Here is a 16,603-nt window from a genome sequence, read left to right on the forward strand (position 1 = left end):
TAATCAAACGGGCCCTTTTTTATATCAGTCAAAAGTTAACTCTTTAACCTAAGTTCTGTTTATTTGGTGTTAGCACCTTTTTTACCCACACCTACGTTTTCTTTTTGTTGCAGTGTTAGCTTGCTAAAACCTAACTTTTTAAAGTGGTTATCGCGGTAATTGCGTACCGCTTTTGCGTCAGAAATCATTTCCAGCTGCTGTTCCATTTTTAAAAAATCAGTAATATCAATACCTTCTGCTTCGGCTACTGCTTCTTGAATGTTGTGATGCTTTTCGTAAGAAAAAGTCAGCGTTTTATCTTCATTTTTGTAAGTGTACAAAATGGTGCGAGCCATGATCATCTCTCTAAAATCGTCATTCCCAATTTCGGGAAAATAAACAAAGGCTGATCGCTTACTATCAACCAATTGAAAATGGGGGCGTTGGCAGCGCTGAAACATGACTAACCAACATGTAATGGGCTAGATTTTGCCTTTAAGTGGGATAATTGTCACGCTTTCACCACTGAAATAGCGCAGGATATTTCATTTACAACGCTGTACATATTCAATGACAAACGCCGCTATTGCATCGAGATCATTGATGTTCATCTGTGGTAAAGCACTTTTCACAACTTCATCCGCGGCGATAGCGATGATATTTTCATCATTTGGATATAGCCAAGGTTTACCCACTTCAGCACGGTGCAATTCAATTTTTGGAAAGGTGAGGTTTTTACACCCTTCAACTAAAATTACGTCGAGTTTATCGCAATCAAAGCGAGACAAAAGATATTCGAAATCGGGTTCGGCTTCTGGCGTCTCAGTCATCATGGCATGACGATAGCGCGATGCAACTAACATCTGGCTTGCCCCCGCTTTACGCAGCCGATGGCTATCTTTACCTGGTTTATCAATATCAAAATCGTGGTGCGCGTGCTTAAGTACGCCTAATGTTAGGCCTGCTGCCCTTAACTTGGGCAACAAGGCTTCAAGCAGGGTTGTTTTTCCTGTACCAGAGTAGGCCGCAAAGCCAAGCAAAGGGCATGAAGGCGCTTGATATTTCATGATGTCAAAGTTCCAAATTGTGCCAGATCTTGAGGCGTGTTGAGGTTCAAAAAGCAGTTTGGCGAGTCGCTAAAGTCAACGTAATCTGTGTGGCATTCTTGATAAAGACGGGTGATTTTTCTCTCGCCACGTTCTAAAAATGCAGTCAGTGTTGGCAGCACACGTTGGTGAATAAGGGTGAATACGGGTTGAGCGAAGTGACCATCATGGGCGACTAAAATATCATGCGAGTCTTGAGCAGCATGGCAAAAACGCGCAACAAGATCGTCATTGATCAACGGGCAATCGCAAGGGACAAATCCGACCCAATCGGTTTGTGCATGGGTTAACCCTGCCTGAATTCCAGCGAGTGGACCGGGATAATCAGCCATGGTATCGGAAATGACAGGCGCAAACTGACGATACTGTGCATGGTTACGATTAGCGTTAATCGTCAGGTTAGTAGATTGCGGCTTAAGCTTATTCATGACATGTTGAATCAAAGGTTGGTCATTGAGTTCAATCAGCCCTTTGTCTTGTCCACCCATACGGCTGGCTTGCCCACCCGCTAAAATAACCCAACTTGTTTGTGTGGGAAGTAACATGAAATGTCTCTTAATTGTGCGATGAGAAGAGCGCCGTACAGACAAGTTAAACTCATTGATTGAGCATCACTCGCCCATTTTTAGTGGCGACAAACCAAGGTAAGGATGATAACCCAACTCATGCCTTGGTGCTAACTGGCTGATGATTATAACCAATCTCACTTGCGCGGGTGGATCTTTTTCATTGCTCTCGTTAAGTTGTTCATTGCTCTCACTAAGACACAAACGCCTCCATTAGTTTGGAGGCGTTTGGTCAAGCTAGGCAGTATTATGCATCTTCAGGTAGTAGGAATAACCCCACGGGGTTGATCGTCAGGTAAGGGTGATCAGCGTAACTGGGGTCAAATTGTGACGAGTTGAGTTGCAGTAACAGCTCTTTGTTGTGCCATTTAACCAACACTTCATACATCGACCCCATGTAAGCAATACTGGTAATTTGACACTGTTGGCAGGCATCACCGTCCGCGCAGAGCAAAATAGCTTCTGGTCGAACACCAATTTGATAATTCCCCGCAGGCAAAGCCGTGACACTGTCATCATTAGCGGGGATCTTATAGCCATTGATGATCAGGTATTCACCATCATATTGACCCTCAAAAATATTGGCTTCGCCCATGAAGTTGGCCATAAACATCGAGGTTGGGTGCTTATACAGTTGAGTTGGTGAGCCCTGCTGCATGATGTCGCCATCTTTCATCACAATCACAGTATCAGAAACGGCAAAGGCCTCAGCCTGATCGTGCGTCACATACAAAGAGGTGATATTAAAACGCTGTTGCAACTCTCGAATAGTTTCACGCATGCTGCGTCTTAAATTGGCGTCCAAGTTACTGAGCGGCTCATCGAATAGCAATACCTTAGGCTTAAGCACCAACGCGCGAGCGAGTGCTACTCGCTGTTGCTGACCTCCGGAAATTTGGTCAACGTAACGTTCCCCAAAGCCTTCTAAATCAACCAATTTCAAGGCTTCATCCACTCGCTGTTTCACTTCATCTTTACTCAAGCCAATCATTCTTAGGCCATAACCTACGTTGTCATGTAAAGAAAGGTGAGGAAACAGAGCGTAAGATTGAAACACCATGCAGATGTCACGTTGCTGGATGGAGGTGCTTGTGACATCTTCACCATCAATAAAAATTTGGCCGCTGGTTGGTTTTTCGAGCCCTGCGACCAAACGCAGCACGGTCGTTTTTCCACATCCTGAAGGGCCGAGCAGTGTTACAAGGCTGCCTTTTTTGATTTCTAAATCCAAATTACCAATGACGGTTTTATCGCCAAAACGCTTGCAGACATTCTTTAAAACAACAAAGTTTTCATTTTCCATGGTGATATCTCCAATGGTTATTCTTGGTTATTGGCTTTAGAACGAGAAACACGTGCCTCGCCAACGATAAAATCAAAAATTAAAATAATAGCCAACATCACAACAATCAAAATCGAGCCATATGCGATCGCAACGCCATACTCACCATCTTCTACACGATTCAGGATGTAAGACGTTGCCACCCGTGTTTCTGGTGTCACCAAGAAAATAATGGCGCTGACGGTCGTCATTGCTCGAACAAAGCTGTAAATCAGTGTTGAGAGAATTGCTGGTCGTAATAACGGCAACAGAATATGAGTAATGGTTTTAAAGGAGTTAGCCCGCAAACTGAGTGACGCTTCATCGAGCGATTTATCAAGCTGGCCTAGCCCTGCAATACCTGCGCGAATGCCTACTGGCACGTTACGCATCACCATGGAAATCACAACAATGGCCGCGGTACCGGTGAGGTAAATAGGCGCATCATTAAATGCAAGAATGTAAGATACCCCCGCAACCGTGCCCGGAACGGCGAAGCAAAGCATGGTTGCAAACTCAATCACTTTCTTACCGTAAAATTGCTGACGGACAACGATATACGCAATCAACAGACCAAAGAAGGCGGTTAATGGCGCTGCAACGCCGGCATAAATCATCGTCGTGATAAGTGATGGCCAAGCACCTTCACTCATTCCCATGCCAAACAGATGAATATAGTTTTTAAGCGTTAAACTGTAATCTACACCCCAGTTCACGGTGAAGCTGCCGAAGATGATGCTGCCATAAAGCAAGATGTTAAATGCCATCCAAAAATAGAGCAGTGCCGAAACCGTATGTTTAAGTAAGGTAGGCAGCGCTTGCACATCGCCACGATATGATTTGCCGGAAATGGTGACGTATGAACGCTTTCCTATCCACAGATATTGGACAACAAAGATCGCCAACGAAAATAGCAACAAGACGGCCCCAAGTGTACTGGCGGAAGCGTAATCTAATTGAGCTCCTGCGATGTAGAAGTAAATCTGAGTGGCCAACACATCGAAACTGCCCCCAAGTACAAGCGGGTTACTAAAGTCGGCCAGTGATTGGACAAAGATGATTAAGAAACTGTTGGCCAAAGCAGGCTTGAGCAATGGCATGACAATTTTAAAAAAAGTTTGATAACGATTGGCACGCAGCGTGTAGGACGCCTCTTCCAGTGATGGATGTAGGGATTTCATTGCGCCATCTAAAATCATGAATGACATAGGAGCAAAGGCGAGCACTTGTGCCATCCAAATGCCTGTAAAACCATACAGCCAGTTTGTCTGTTGTAACCCAAACCAATCCACCATGAGTTCGGTGATATAACCGGAGCGCCCAAGCATTAAAGTCACCCCAAGCCCAACGACAAAAGGGGGAGTCACAATGGGAAGAATAGAAAAAATTCGCGCAATGAAAGCGGAGCGAGTGGCAATGCGTGTGGTATAGATAGCAAAGATCAAACCAAAGAAAGTGGCACCTATACCCACAGATACGCCAAGCAGTACGGAGTTCCAAACAATTTGTATGATCTGCGCTCGGCTCAAAATTTCAATGAATTGCCACGCAACAAAGTTCCCCATTTCATCTTGGAACATCGGTACAAAGATGGCGATACTCGGAAAGATAATAAAAATCGTGATCAAGAGAATAATCGAGATCAGAGCACCAATCACGAAGCTGTCACCGCCCAAAAACTCAAGACGAGCCAATGCCAATGTCATGACAGCACTTAAGGCAATAAATAGTGCAATGGTTGAATAACCTAAACCTTGCTGGGTATACCAAGAGCTGACCAACACGAAAAACATGCATGCCGCTGAATAACCGATATCAAAATAGTGACGGTGTTTGGCGTACTTATTACCTGCATAGCAAGGGCGAATGAGAAGTACACCCGGAAGCGCAAACCATAACCAAGAAATATTGGCACGGCTCCAACCCATAGCGGCATAAAACTCTTGCGATGTTGAATCAAACACTCCGTAATCAAGTGCAAAAGAGGGCAACAGCACAAACGCACACAATAACGTCAGGATCCAATAAAAAATCGGGTCCCTATGCGAGGTTTTTAGCGGCCGATGTGGTGCAGTGCCTGCTGTAAATTCATTCATTTTTCTGTACCAAAGTTATTTGTAGCCACACGGTGATAAGCCTGGTATTGGCTTTATAAAAAGGGCAGTAGGCACTGCCCATCGAGGCTAAGATAAGGGAATGCGTTGGCTATTCACCCATTTTTACAACATTAACCCACTTATTAATCAATCGCTTACGTTCATCAGAGGATCCGTAGGTATCCATGTCATAATCGATCAAGGTTAACTTTTTAGGGTCGAGGGCGTTGGGGGATTGTTCCGCTTGAGTGTTAGTTAAAATTTGGAAAGATTGACCTTCTTTCCATGCCAGCTCTTGTCCTTCTTTTGACATGACCCAGTCAACAAACCGTTTCGCGTTATCAAGGTTACGCGACCCTTTGATAATGCTCACACCACCAATTTCATAACCTGTACCTTCACAAGGCGAAATCAGCTCCAGCGGTGCTCCTTTCGATTGTTCGAGTGAGTAGTCATGCAAAAAACCAATACCAATCGCAATTTCACCACGCGCTGAGTTACGTGAAGGGGTAACACCTGATTTGGTGTATTGAGAGACGTTTTTGTCGAGTGCTTTGAAATAATCAAAGGCTTTATCTTCATCCCAAAGTTGAATGAAGGTGGCTAATGCGGTATAGGCAGTCCCCGAACTTTGTGGGTCAGAGATTTGAATCTCTCCTTTGTATTCAGGTTTGGTTAAATCATTCCAGCAGCGCGGGATCGGTAATCCTTTTTCAGCCAAACGTTGAGTATTCACCCCAAAACCTAAAATACCCATATAAACGGCCGAAGAGTAGTTCCCTTTGCGTTTCGCTGGATCTTTAAATCCATCCATAATGAATTCAAGCTGCGGGGATTGGTAAGCGTGTAAGAGATCCATTTCACCCGCCTGTGATTGAGGATCCAACGTGCCGCCATACCAAACATCCGCGCGTGGGTTCTTCTTCTCTGCTTCGATTTTGGCCAGCGTGCTACCAGAGCCATTGCGAACAAAAGAGGTTTTTACGTCATATTTATCAGAAAAGGCTTTAGTCGCTGTCTCGCACATGGCGTTAGTGGCACTGCAATAAACCACGAGTCGGCCTTCAGCAAATGCTTGAGGCGCGGCAAGCGAAGCACCGAGAATGCAGGTAGCAAGTACACTGCGAGGTAATCTATCTTTCATGTCTGTTTCCTCTTGTTATTTTCATTACTTAACGTAGACGTAGGGCAGCGTTAAGTTTCATCACATTCCTGTGATTTCGTTTTTGCTGCATGACACAGCGAAATCAGAAAACAACGTGAGGAAAGGTTATGACATAGTGACGGCATTCCCTGCACGCTGTTGCGCTTTTAAAAAGGGCAAAATCAGTAATCCAATCAGTGCGGCTGAGAGGGTAATGACACTGAAAAATCCTTCCCAACTAAATTGTTCAATAATGACAGCCAATGGGTAACTGGCTAACGCTGCACCAAGATAGCCAAATAAGCCGACAAAACCGGTCGCGGTTCCAGCCGCATCCTTGTGCGAACATTCAGCGGCGGCCATTCCTATCATCATTTGCGGACCAAAAATAAAAAATCCGATGGAAAAGAAGCAGCTCGACAACACCACAAAGTTGTCAATCGGTGTTAGCCATAACGCGGCCACTGAAATGAAAATGCCTAGCGCAAAAATCAAGTTCATCGGCGCTCGATTGCCTTTAAAAAATTTGTCCGAGCCCCAACCACCAAATAGCGATCCTAAAAATCCTCCGACTTCAAACATTGATACGGCAGCGTTGGCCGAAAAAAGCTCATAACCATGCCGTTCAGTGAGGTATAAATTACCCCAATCATTTAGCGCGATACGCACCACATACACCAGTAGATAGGAGCTACATAACAGCCAAATGTACTTATTCCCTAGCACGTAACGACTTAAAATTTGGCGAAATGGCAGCCCTTTACCTTCAGACTCATGGCGCTTTTCTAATTCATCGTTACGCCACTCACCCACTGGGGGTAACCCTAACGTTGTGGGCTTATCTTGCATGCGAAAGCAGAGCACTAAACCAACGATGATCGCCAAGCAACCCGGTGCAATAAATCCGTACCGCCAACCAAAAGTCACAGCGATAAAACCAATGCTTATCGGAATGAGTGCGCCACTTAAATTGTGGCAAGTGTTCCAGATAGACCACCAAAACCCACGTTCAGATCGGGAATACCAGGTGGTGAGCAATTTAGCGCACGGCGGCCATCCCCAACCTTGGAAAAAAGCGTTCAATGTCCAAAGCACGGTAAATGCGGCTAGGGAAGAGCTCAAACCAAACAGCACATTGATCACGCCCGTTGCAACCAGCCCCAAACCCATGAAGTAACTCGGTTTTGATTGGTCGCTGACCATGCCAGAAACAAACTTTGACAAACCGTAGGTCATGTAAAAGAGCGTACCAAGCAGACCAACATCGGAATGTTCAAGCCCGAGATCAGTGAGCATCGCAGGCATGGCAAAATTGAGACTTTTGCGTGTGAAATAAAACACCCCATAGCCGACGTACATCGATAACATTAAATGCAAGCGCCAGTAACGATAGGTTGCATCAATGTCCTGTGGTTCTATAGGTGCTGATGTCGGTTTTGAAATCAGAAAACCCAGCATGCTTTGTTTCTCCCTAGTGCTAAGAGATGGTATCGGAGTGATTCATCAAATGAATGAGACAAAGTTATAAGTGACTAGGAAATTTTCCTAGTTTGTTGATATTGTGAGCGGTTTTGTGGGCAAGTTAACAGTTATGCGCGTCCCAAGCGGTATTTGGCTACGCTGCGATTCAATTAAAAATGTGCCACCCAGTGCGCTGACGCGTTCTTCGATGCCGAGTAAGCCTTGGCCTTTGCTGCGCCAATCGGAAGCTAAACCAATGCCATTATCACGCAGCTCGACACTGAACATGTCACCGGGAACAAGGCTTAATTGCACGGCTGATGCTTGTGCATGTTTGCACACGTTATTAAGCAGCTCTTGAATAATTCGATACAGTGTAACGGCCGTAATGTCATCTAAACGCTCTGCAAAAATTCCGAAATTCAGACGAAAATCGACGTGTCGTTCCGCAAATTTCATTTCACTTGCAAGCTGCCGAATTGCGCTCTCAAGCCCCAATTCATCAAGCGCATGAGGGCGAAGCTCGGTTAATAATTGACGTGTCGATGAGTGAATTCGTAGCGCGAGCGTGTTGATCGTCTCAGCGATGTTGGTTTGTTTTTCATTTTGTGCCAAGCGACTAGCGAGCATGGATTGGATCTGTATCGCGGTGATATTTTGGCCAATTTCATCATGCAGTTCGCGTGCAACTGATTTTCGGATTTGCTCTTCAACCTTGACTAATTGCCGAGCCAGTTGCTGTTTGTTCGCGAGTTCGATTGCCAGCTTTTGGTTAATTTTAGCTAAGCGTTGCGCCAAGAAATATTGACGGCTAATCGCAATACCAAGCCCTAAACCAACAAAAGCCTGCGTCGCTATAAAACTTTGTAGTTCAATATCGGATTCAAATGAACCTGTCATTTGCCGTGCCGTAGCAAGCAAAATACTGTTCATTAGACTAGCCAATACGCCGCCTTGCCAACCGTATTTATAAGCCATAAAAATATTGGGAAGCAGGAAAATGAGCAGGGCGATCGGTTTGAGCTGCTCTAGCAAGGTTAACTCCGCGATCAATCCGCCACTAAAAAAAAGCAAACACCACAGCAACGCAGAGGGGCGAAGTGTTACGTCCTGATGGATGAGATCGGGTGACAGTGGTCTCCAGATCTGCTGATGTAGATAATCGTACAGGAGAAATAAGAACGGAGTGAGCAGTATACCGCCGGTCAGAGCTGAAACGGTCGCTTGTGCCACGTAATGCAGTTCGAGGTTGAGCGGTTTGACCAACAGCAAAACCGAGCTCCCACATAAGATGCCGTAAACGACCGTCAACCCGGTAAGCGCCAACAGTTTTTTCCAATAAACGTGCAGTGATGTCCAGAGAGATTGAAAGGCAATCGCCAGCCAATAAGCGATCAATGCAAACAGCAGTAATAGATATTCATGAGCAGCGATAGCCAACACATGCCCGAGCGACACCACTATAGCCATTTCGCATAAAGTGATCCCAAGCCAAAAACGACGTGGTGCAAGAGCGAGTGTGGCCAGCTTTAAGCCTGTGGGCAAAAACAGACCAGCCAGCAATAAATCAGGAGTTAAGTAGCGGCTGATGTTCCATAAACAAAACCAACCAATTGAATACAAAACGCATGCAAATGCATAGCTAAAGCCAGAGGAGAGAGACAACCGAGGTAAAGCTTCAGAAAATCGATGATGAAAATGCATAGTCGCTTCTATAACGTCTCGTTAACCAACAGTTGGTGAGTAATAGCAAAGCGGATGAGATCCACATTGTTGGTAAGCCCCAGTTTGCTTAAAATATTTGCCCGATGCACGTGAATCGTTTTGTGGCTAATTGATAAATCGTAACCAATCTCTTTGACGTCTTTGCCTAAAATCAGGTGATCAAACACCTCTCTTTCGCGTTTAGTTAACCCTTCAAGGACAGATGGCGTACCTGAAGCATTGCTTAGGTTAATTAAGGCATCGGCACACAAATAGCGATCACCATTAGCCACGGTACGAATGGCGCTCACTAACTCTCCAGGCCCACAACGTTTTGATAAATAACCACAAGCGCCAGCTTCTAACGCTTTACTGACAAAGGACGCTGAATCATAAATAGAGAGAATGATGGCTTTAAAGTCCGGCTGAGCGCGGCGCAGTTTCTCTAACAACACAAGCCCACTTTCGTCGGGCATTGAAATGTCGATAACTGCCACATCGATAGAAGCGTTCACCAGAGCACGAAATGCTTCGCGCGCGCTACCATACTCACTGTGGACATGAATGTCTGGTTCAACCGATAACAGTTGTGCAAAACCAGAGCGAACCATGAGGTGGTCATCCACCAAAGCAACTGAAATCATACGGGTATCCTATAGGTTTGCAGTGATAGTCGCAGATGTATCAATAAGTATCAAAAACCAGCGCAGGGGATGTGATTGCTCTCTCGAAACTTATGATCAGTGGCAGGTAGGCATTAAATGAGCGAGTTACTCGCACTACGAGGGCAGTGAAACAAAAACATCGCTTGCAGTTCGAGCCTTGAACAAGTAACGTTGCGCAGTTTTTTATACAATTCACATTTATTAAGGTACTGGTTTTGATCTCCACCGCGAATATCACTCAACAATTTGGCGCAAAGCCTCTGTTTGAAAACATTTCCGTTAAGTTTGGCGAAGGTAATCGCTATGGCCTGATTGGCGCTAACGGTTGTGGTAAGTCAACATTTATGAAGATTCTAAGCGGAGAGCTTGAACCTTCGAGTGGTAACGTTAGCTATGATCCTAACGAACGTGTGGCGAAACTGAATCAGGATCAATTCGCTTACGAAGAGTTCACGGTTATCGACACGGTAATCATGGGCCACAAAGAGTTGTGGAAAGTTAAACAAGAACGTGACCGTATCTATTCTCTGCCTGAAATGACCGAAGAAGATGGCATGAAGGTTGCGGATCTCGAAACTGAATTCGCGGAAATGGACGGCTACATGGCCGAGTCTAAAGCCGGTGAATTGTTGCTTGCGGTAGGCATTCCTCTTGAACAGCACTTTGGTTTGATGAGCGAAGTGGCACCAGGTTGGAAACTGCGTGTGCTATTGGCGCAAGTTTTGTTTGCTGAACCACACATCATGCTGCTTGACGAACCAACCAACAACTTGGATATGGATACCATTCGCTGGCTAGAAGATACGCTAAACCAACGTAACTGCACCATGATCATCATCTCGCACGACCGTCACTTCTTAAACAGCGTATGTACACATATGGCTGACTTGGATTATGGTGAACTGCGTCTTTACGCGGGTAACTATGACGAGTACATGACAGCGGCATCACAAGCGCGTGCTCGTCTGCTCTCTGATAATGCCAAGAAGAAAGCACAGATTGCTGAACTGCAAACTTTCGTTGCACGCTTTTCTGCGAACGCATCTAAAGCGAAGCAAGCGACGTCACGAGCTAAGCAGATTGACAAGATCCAATTGGACGAAGTTAAAGCCTCTAGCCGCCAAAACCCTTTCATTCGTTTTGAACAATCGAAAGAGTTGTTCCGCAACGCGTTAGAAGTTGAAAACCTTAGCCAAGGTTTTGAAAACGATCTATTCAGTAACTTCAACGCCATTTTTGAAGTAGGCGAACGCGTAGCGATCATTGGTGAAAACGGCGTCGGTAAAACAACACTGCTTAACACCTTAGCGGGTGTACTTGAGCCTCGTAGCGGCAGCTACAAATGGTCTGAAAACGCGAACATTGGTTACTACGCTCAAGATCACGCGCACGATTTTGCCGAAGATATGAACCTGTTTGACTGGATGAGCCAATGGCGTCAAGAAGGGGATGACGAGCAAGTGATCCGCAGCTTCTTAGGGCGCATGTTGTTTGGCCAAGATGACATCAAGAAATCTGTTAAGGTCATCTCTGGTGGTGAACAAGGCCGTATGTTGCTTGGTAAGCTAATGATGCATAAGCCAAACATGCTGTTGATGGATGAGCCAACCAACCACATGGACATGGAATCGATCGAATCGCTCAACACGGCGTTGGAGAACTACAAAGGGACTCTGTTCTTCGTATCTCACGACCGCGTATTTGTGGATTCACTGGCAACGCGCATCATTGAAATCCGTGATAACAAACTGACCGATTTCAAAGGCACTTATGCTGAATTCTTGAAATCTCGTGGCGTAAACTAATCCACGGTTTACTCTTAAGAAAAGGCTTCCTGCGGGAGGCCTTTTTAATGCCTGCAATCTGGAACGAGCCAAAAAATAGAGTGCATTAAAATGGAGCGCACGTTCCAATTTGGTGCGCTTCTTATGAATGCGTTTATTCTTCCATCATGCAACAACTCCCTTGATATTTATATAATTCACTCTATTTCAATAAGTTATTTGATATTGAAAAGTTATTGATTCATTTGTTTATTTTGGAATGTATTTTGCTTTAAGGCTGTTCAATACCAATAACTCACTATATTGGTGAGAAAATAATCAAGTAGCACAGGATTGGTGCACAACATTTCAATGGAGAATCACTAAGATGACTCAAACCGTAAGTCAGGTTCAAGGTGCCGTACAAGCCCTGACTCAAAGTTCTGATACGCTATTTTTGCTGCTCGGTGCAATCATGGTGTTTTTAATGCACGCCGGATTTGCCTTTCTTGAGGTGGGGACTGTGCGTAAAAAGAACCAAGTGAACGCGCTGGTAAAAATTCTCGCCGATTTCGGTATTTCTACAATCGCCTATTTTTTTATCGGTTACTGGATAGCCTACGGCGCTCATTTCTTTGCTGATGCACAAACCCTTGCCCAAGGGAACGGCTATCATCTAGTTAAGTTCTTTTTTCTATTGACGTTTGCCGCCGCTATTCCTGCTATCGTTTCTGGAGGCATTGCCGAGCGCGCTCGGTTTTACCCGATTCTCATTGCTACTTTTTTCACAGTTGGGTTTGTTTATCCTCTGTTTGAGGGAATGATTTGGAATGGCAATTATGGCGTGCAAAACTGGTTTGAAGCTCAATTCGGTGCTGCTTTTCACGATTTCGCTGGTTCGGTGGTCGTGCATGCGGTCGGCGGATGGATTGCACTCATCGCTGTCATGTTTCTAGGAATGCGTAAGGGAAGAGTACGTGCAGGAAAGCACACCAACTTTGCTCCATCCAACATTCCGTTCCTAGCATTGGGCGCGTGGATTCTTTGTGTGGGCTGGTTTGGTTTTAACGTCATGTCAGCGCAAACATTAAATGGAATTAGTGGATTAGTCGCGATGAACTCTTTAATGGCCATGACTGGTGGTATTTTAGCAGCGTTAATTGTCGGAAAAAATGACCCTGGCTTTATCCACAATGGTCCTCTAGCGGGATTAGTCGCGGTGTGTGCAGGATCGGACTTGATGCACCCACTGGGTGCCTTAGTGACAGGAGTGGTTGCGGGTGCTTTATTTGTTTGGTTGTTCACTCAATTACAAAACCGAACGAGAATAGACGATGTATTAGGTGTATGGCCATTACATGGTGTTTGTGGTGCATGGGGCGGGATTGCCGCTGGTATTTTTGGCCAATCATCACTCGGCGGCCTAGGTGGTGTCAGCCTCGCCGTTCAACTACTAGGAACCTTATTGGGTATTTCAGTGGCAGTATTAGGCGCCGCAATCGTTTATGGCTCTCTCAATGTATTGACTGGATTGCGTTTATCTGAAGAAGACGAATTTAACGGCGCGGATTTGGCTATCCATAAAATCTCCGCCATTAACGAAGATTGATTACATATAGACCGAAGCCGCGCGGTACTTCGGTCTATTTCATAGCTCGGTTTATGTCACAGAAAATAAGCAATCAATGGCCATTTTATACTATGGTCTAACCCTCAAAACTACTGTTGTTATTGCATCGGTGCTAAGCTAGCAAAAAAGCGTGCAATAAGGAGATAGTATGAATTTCCCTTACAAGAATATCGTGATCCTCACGGGGGCAGGCATTTCAGCGGAATCAGGCATCAAAACATTTCGTGCTCAAGATGGGTTATGGGAAAACCATAAAATAGAGGATGTCGCGACCCCTGAAGGTTTCGCACGTGATCCCGATCTCGTACAGGATTTCTATAATCAGCGTCGTCGAAAACTCCAATCTGAATCAATACAACCTAATGCCGCCCACATCGCGCTTGGTAAATTAGAGCAAGAGCTAGAGGGAAACGTAACGATTATTACGCAGAATATTGATAACCTTCATGAGCGGGGTGGTAGCAAACAGGTGATTCATATGCACGGTGAGCTGCTTAAAGCACGCTGCAGCGTTTCTAACCAAGTAATAGAGCATAAAGACGACATTCTGAGCGGAGAGCTTTGTCATTGCTGTCAAATTCCAGCTCAAATGCGACCTCATATTGTTTGGTTTGGCGAAATGCCACTGCGCATGGGCGATATTTATTCAGCACTCGAGACGGCTGATCTTTTTATCTCTATCGGTACATCGGGTGTTGTTTATCCTGCTGCAGGCTTTGTTCATGATGCCAGAATGCATGGCGCGCACACCATTGAGATCAACTTAGAACCGAGTGCCGTTGAAAGTGAGTTTGAGGAAAAACGCTACGGTAAAGCCAGTATTGAAGTTCCGCGGTTAGTGGAAGAGATATTAGGGTTAGAAATGCCAAAAAAGAAACACGCCTAGAGTAGGCGTGTTATCTAAACATTGAATATGATCAATTATTTACTTTGAGCTTCTGGAAGTATTCGTCGTACAACACATTCGCTTCTCCCACCTCATCTTGCCAAAACCCGCTGTCCATCACAGATTGTGGAGGGAAGATATTAGGATCATTGGCGAAAGATTTGGGTAACAGTGAATAGGCTGTTTTAACGGGAGTTGGGTAACCAATTTCTAATGCGATTTTTGCTGCATTCTCAGGGCGCAATAAGAAATCAATCATCTTATGAGCCGCATCAACGTTTTTGGCCCCGGCCGGAATGGATATGCTATCCATCCAGAAAATCGCGCCTTTTTCTGGCCAAATAATGTCAATTGAAGCGCCTTCTTGGCGGGCCATATACGCCGAGCCATTCCATAACATACCTAAAGAAACTTCACCCGCTAAAAAAGGGTTTGCCGGAAAGTCGGAGTTGAACACTAACACGTTTGGAATCAGTTTTTTAAGCTCTTCATAGGCCGCTTTAATTTCGTCAGGATCCGTCGTATTAGGTGAGTAACCAAGCTTACTCAGTGCAATATGGAACACCTCACGAGCATCGTCCATCATCATCAACTGACCTTCCCACTTGGCATCCCATAAGTCGCCCCAGTTTTTGATCAGTGATTTATCAAGCATGTCGGTATTAATACCAATCCCCGTTGCGCCCCAGATATAAGGGATAGAAAATTTGTTGTTTGGGTCGAACGATTTATTGAGATAGTTAGAATCAAGATCAGCAAAATGAGAAAGCTTAGCGTGGTCAATCTCCTGCAACATGCCTTCTTTACGCATTTTAGAAACAAAGTAGGTGGATGGCACGACAAGATCGTAGCCGGAACCTTGAGTCTTTAACTTGGCATACATGCTTTCATTAGACTCATAGGTTGAGTAAATGACTTTAATTCCTGTCTCTTTGGTGAAATCTTCGAGAACGTCGTGGGGGATATATTCAGACCAGTTGTAAAAATAAAGCTCTTGATCTGCAGCCATTGCAGGCGTAGTGAATAGAGTTGCTGCGCAAATAGCGCCAGCATACAGTGTGCTTTTCATTACGTTTCCATTTTAGTCGGTGCCAAAGCTTAACTAGGCAAGGGTGCGTGATACGAAAGTGCAAAGTATACCAGTTTTAACGAAAATAGGCAGCTAGTGCTGCCTATTTCATACTTTTTGCGGAATTATTGACCCGCTTTTAACTTCATAAAGTAATCTTCATACTGCACAGTTTTTTCACCAACGGCAGATTGCCATTCAACACGATCTAAATCATCTTGAGATGGGAAAAGAGCAGGGCTGTCTTTAAATTTCTCATTAGACGCTTTCACGCCAGTTAAATAACCCGTGTCGCGAGAAATTTGTTCTGCAATTTCTGGACGTAGCAAGAAGTCGATCATCATATGTGCGGCTTCTACGTTTTTGGCACCAGAACTGATAGCAAAGTTGTCAACCCAACCGATACCGCCTTCTTTAGGGAAAACAAGCTTAATTGGCAAGCCTTCTTTTTGCGCCGCTGCTGCAGAGCCATTCCACAGCATACCTAAGCCAACTTCACCAGAGAGGTAAGGAGCGGCAGGGTTATCTGAGTTAAATACCAATACATTGGGCATTAGTTTTTGCAGCTCAGCGTAGGCCTCATCAATTTGCTTTTCATCCGTAGTGTTACCTGAGTAACCTAACTTACGAAGGGCAATATGGAATACCTCACGAGTATCATCCATCAACATTAGCTGGCCTTTCAACTCTGGGTTCCATAGGTCACCCCAGCTTTGGAAATCATTGGGATCATACATATCGGTATTAACCGCAAGCCCAGTGATAGCAACCACGTGTGGAATTGAATAATCATTATTTGGATCGTAAGGTTTATTCAAATAGTTGTTATCAAGGTTTTTAAAGTTGCTTAATTTAGACTTATCAATCTTTTGTAACATACCTTCATCGCGCATTTTAGAAACGAAGTAGGTGGATGGAACAACAAGATCATAACCTTGGTTGTGAGTTTTTAGCTTTGCATACAGGGTTTCATTCGATTCATAAGTTGAATAAATGACCTTGATGCCGGTCTCTTTCGTAAACTGCTCTAGAAGACCACTGTTAATGTACGGCCCCCAGTTCATGAATACTAGTTCCTTGTTTTCATCCGCTGTTACTGCTCCAGAGAACAAAGAAAGCGCACATGCACTACCAGCTAATAGAGTAGCCCATTTTTTCATTGACGTTAGCTCCAAACCAAACGTTGCCTATTTTTAGGCGTTAGATAGAAAAA

13 protein-coding genes and 1 pseudogene are annotated in these 16,603 nt (G+C 44.8%); 3 read left to right on the forward strand and 11 right to left on the reverse strand.

Annotated elements, in window-relative coordinates; genetic code table 11:
- Positions 1-59 precede the first annotated feature (59 nt).
- From AACV12_RS12365 to AACV12_RS12405, 9 genes and pseudogenes are all read right to left on the reverse strand, one after another.
- Complete coding sequence (locus tag AACV12_RS12365; protein WP_026027239.1) at positions 60-335, reverse strand: DUF2960 domain-containing protein; 276 nt, start codon at positions 333-335, stop codon at positions 60-62.
- Between the two features lie 198 nt (positions 336-533).
- Positions 534-1,046 (reverse strand): annotated as a pseudogene (mobB, locus tag AACV12_RS12370) (molybdopterin-guanine dinucleotide biosynthesis protein B); the annotation flags it as partial.
- The gene (mobA, locus tag AACV12_RS12375; protein ID WP_170900405.1) at positions 1,043-1,630 is read right to left on the reverse strand and encodes a molybdenum cofactor guanylyltransferase MobA; all 588 of its coding nucleotides are present in this window, start codon (positions 1,628-1,630) and stop codon (positions 1,043-1,045) included. The gene mobA and the pseudogene mobB, both read right to left, overlap by 4 nt.
- 268 nt (positions 1,631-1,898) lie before the next feature.
- On the reverse strand, positions 1,899-2,954 hold the full coding sequence (gene fbpC, locus AACV12_RS12380; RefSeq protein WP_017044718.1) for a ferric ABC transporter ATP-binding protein: 1,056 nt from the start codon (positions 2,952-2,954) through the stop codon (positions 1,899-1,901).
- 17 nt (positions 2,955-2,971) lie between these two features.
- Positions 2,972-5,068, reverse strand: coding sequence for an ABC transporter permease (locus tag AACV12_RS12385; RefSeq protein WP_026027999.1), 2,097 nt, complete (start codon positions 5,066-5,068; stop codon positions 2,972-2,974).
- 109 nt (positions 5,069-5,177) lie between these two features.
- A complete protein-coding gene (locus AACV12_RS12390) occupies positions 5,178-6,212 on the reverse strand; it encodes an ABC transporter substrate-binding protein (protein ID WP_013856874.1) in 1,035 nt (344 codons plus the stop codon).
- Between the two features lie 126 nt (positions 6,213-6,338).
- The gene (uhpC, locus tag AACV12_RS12395; RefSeq protein WP_170900406.1) at positions 6,339-7,670 is read right to left on the reverse strand and encodes an MFS transporter family glucose-6-phosphate receptor UhpC; all 1,332 of its coding nucleotides are present in this window, start codon (positions 7,668-7,670) and stop codon (positions 6,339-6,341) included.
- An 87-nt stretch (positions 7,671-7,757) separates the two neighbouring features.
- Positions 7,758-9,377, reverse strand: a complete 1,620-nt coding sequence (locus AACV12_RS12400) for an MASE1 domain-containing sensor histidine kinase (RefSeq protein ID WP_170900407.1) — start codon at positions 9,375-9,377, stop codon at positions 7,758-7,760.
- A gap of 8 nt (positions 9,378-9,385) precedes the next feature.
- Entirely contained in the window at positions 9,386-10,021 is a 636-nt protein-coding gene (locus tag AACV12_RS12405) for a response regulator (RefSeq protein WP_013856877.1), read from the reverse strand.
- A gap of 236 nt (positions 10,022-10,257) precedes the next feature.
- Between AACV12_RS12405 and AACV12_RS12410 the strand changes: the two genes are divergently transcribed.
- From AACV12_RS12410 to cobB, 3 genes are all read left to right on the forward strand, one after another.
- On the forward strand, positions 10,258-11,847 hold the full coding sequence (locus tag AACV12_RS12410; protein ID WP_017042874.1) for an ABC-F family ATPase: 1,590 nt from the start codon (positions 10,258-10,260) through the stop codon (positions 11,845-11,847).
- A gap of 346 nt (positions 11,848-12,193) precedes the next feature.
- Positions 12,194-13,414, forward strand: coding sequence for an ammonium transporter (locus AACV12_RS12415; protein ID WP_170900408.1), 1,221 nt, complete (start codon positions 12,194-12,196; stop codon positions 13,412-13,414).
- Positions 13,415-13,583: 169 nt separating this feature from the next.
- Entirely contained in the window at positions 13,584-14,321 is a 738-nt protein-coding gene (gene cobB, locus AACV12_RS12420; protein ID WP_013856880.1) for a Sir2 family NAD+-dependent deacetylase, read from the forward strand.
- A gap of 31 nt (positions 14,322-14,352) precedes the next feature.
- Here cobB and AACV12_RS12425 read toward each other — a convergent pair whose 3' ends face one another.
- Both AACV12_RS12425 and AACV12_RS12430 read right to left on the reverse strand, forming a co-directional pair.
- Positions 14,353-15,390, reverse strand: a complete 1,038-nt coding sequence (locus AACV12_RS12425) for an extracellular solute-binding protein (protein WP_013856881.1) — start codon at positions 15,388-15,390, stop codon at positions 14,353-14,355.
- 125 nt (positions 15,391-15,515) lie between these two features.
- Positions 15,516-16,550 (reverse strand): extracellular solute-binding protein, encoded by a 1,035-nt coding sequence (locus AACV12_RS12430; RefSeq protein ID WP_026027330.1) that lies wholly within the window; start codon positions 16,548-16,550, stop codon positions 15,516-15,518.
- Between the last annotated feature and the right edge of the window lie 53 nt (positions 16,551-16,603).

Source organism: Vibrio sp. 2-2(8) (assembly GCF_963888495.1).
In the GTDB taxonomy this organism is placed as follows: domain Bacteria; phylum Pseudomonadota; class Gammaproteobacteria; order Enterobacterales; family Vibrionaceae; genus Vibrio; species Vibrio anguillarum.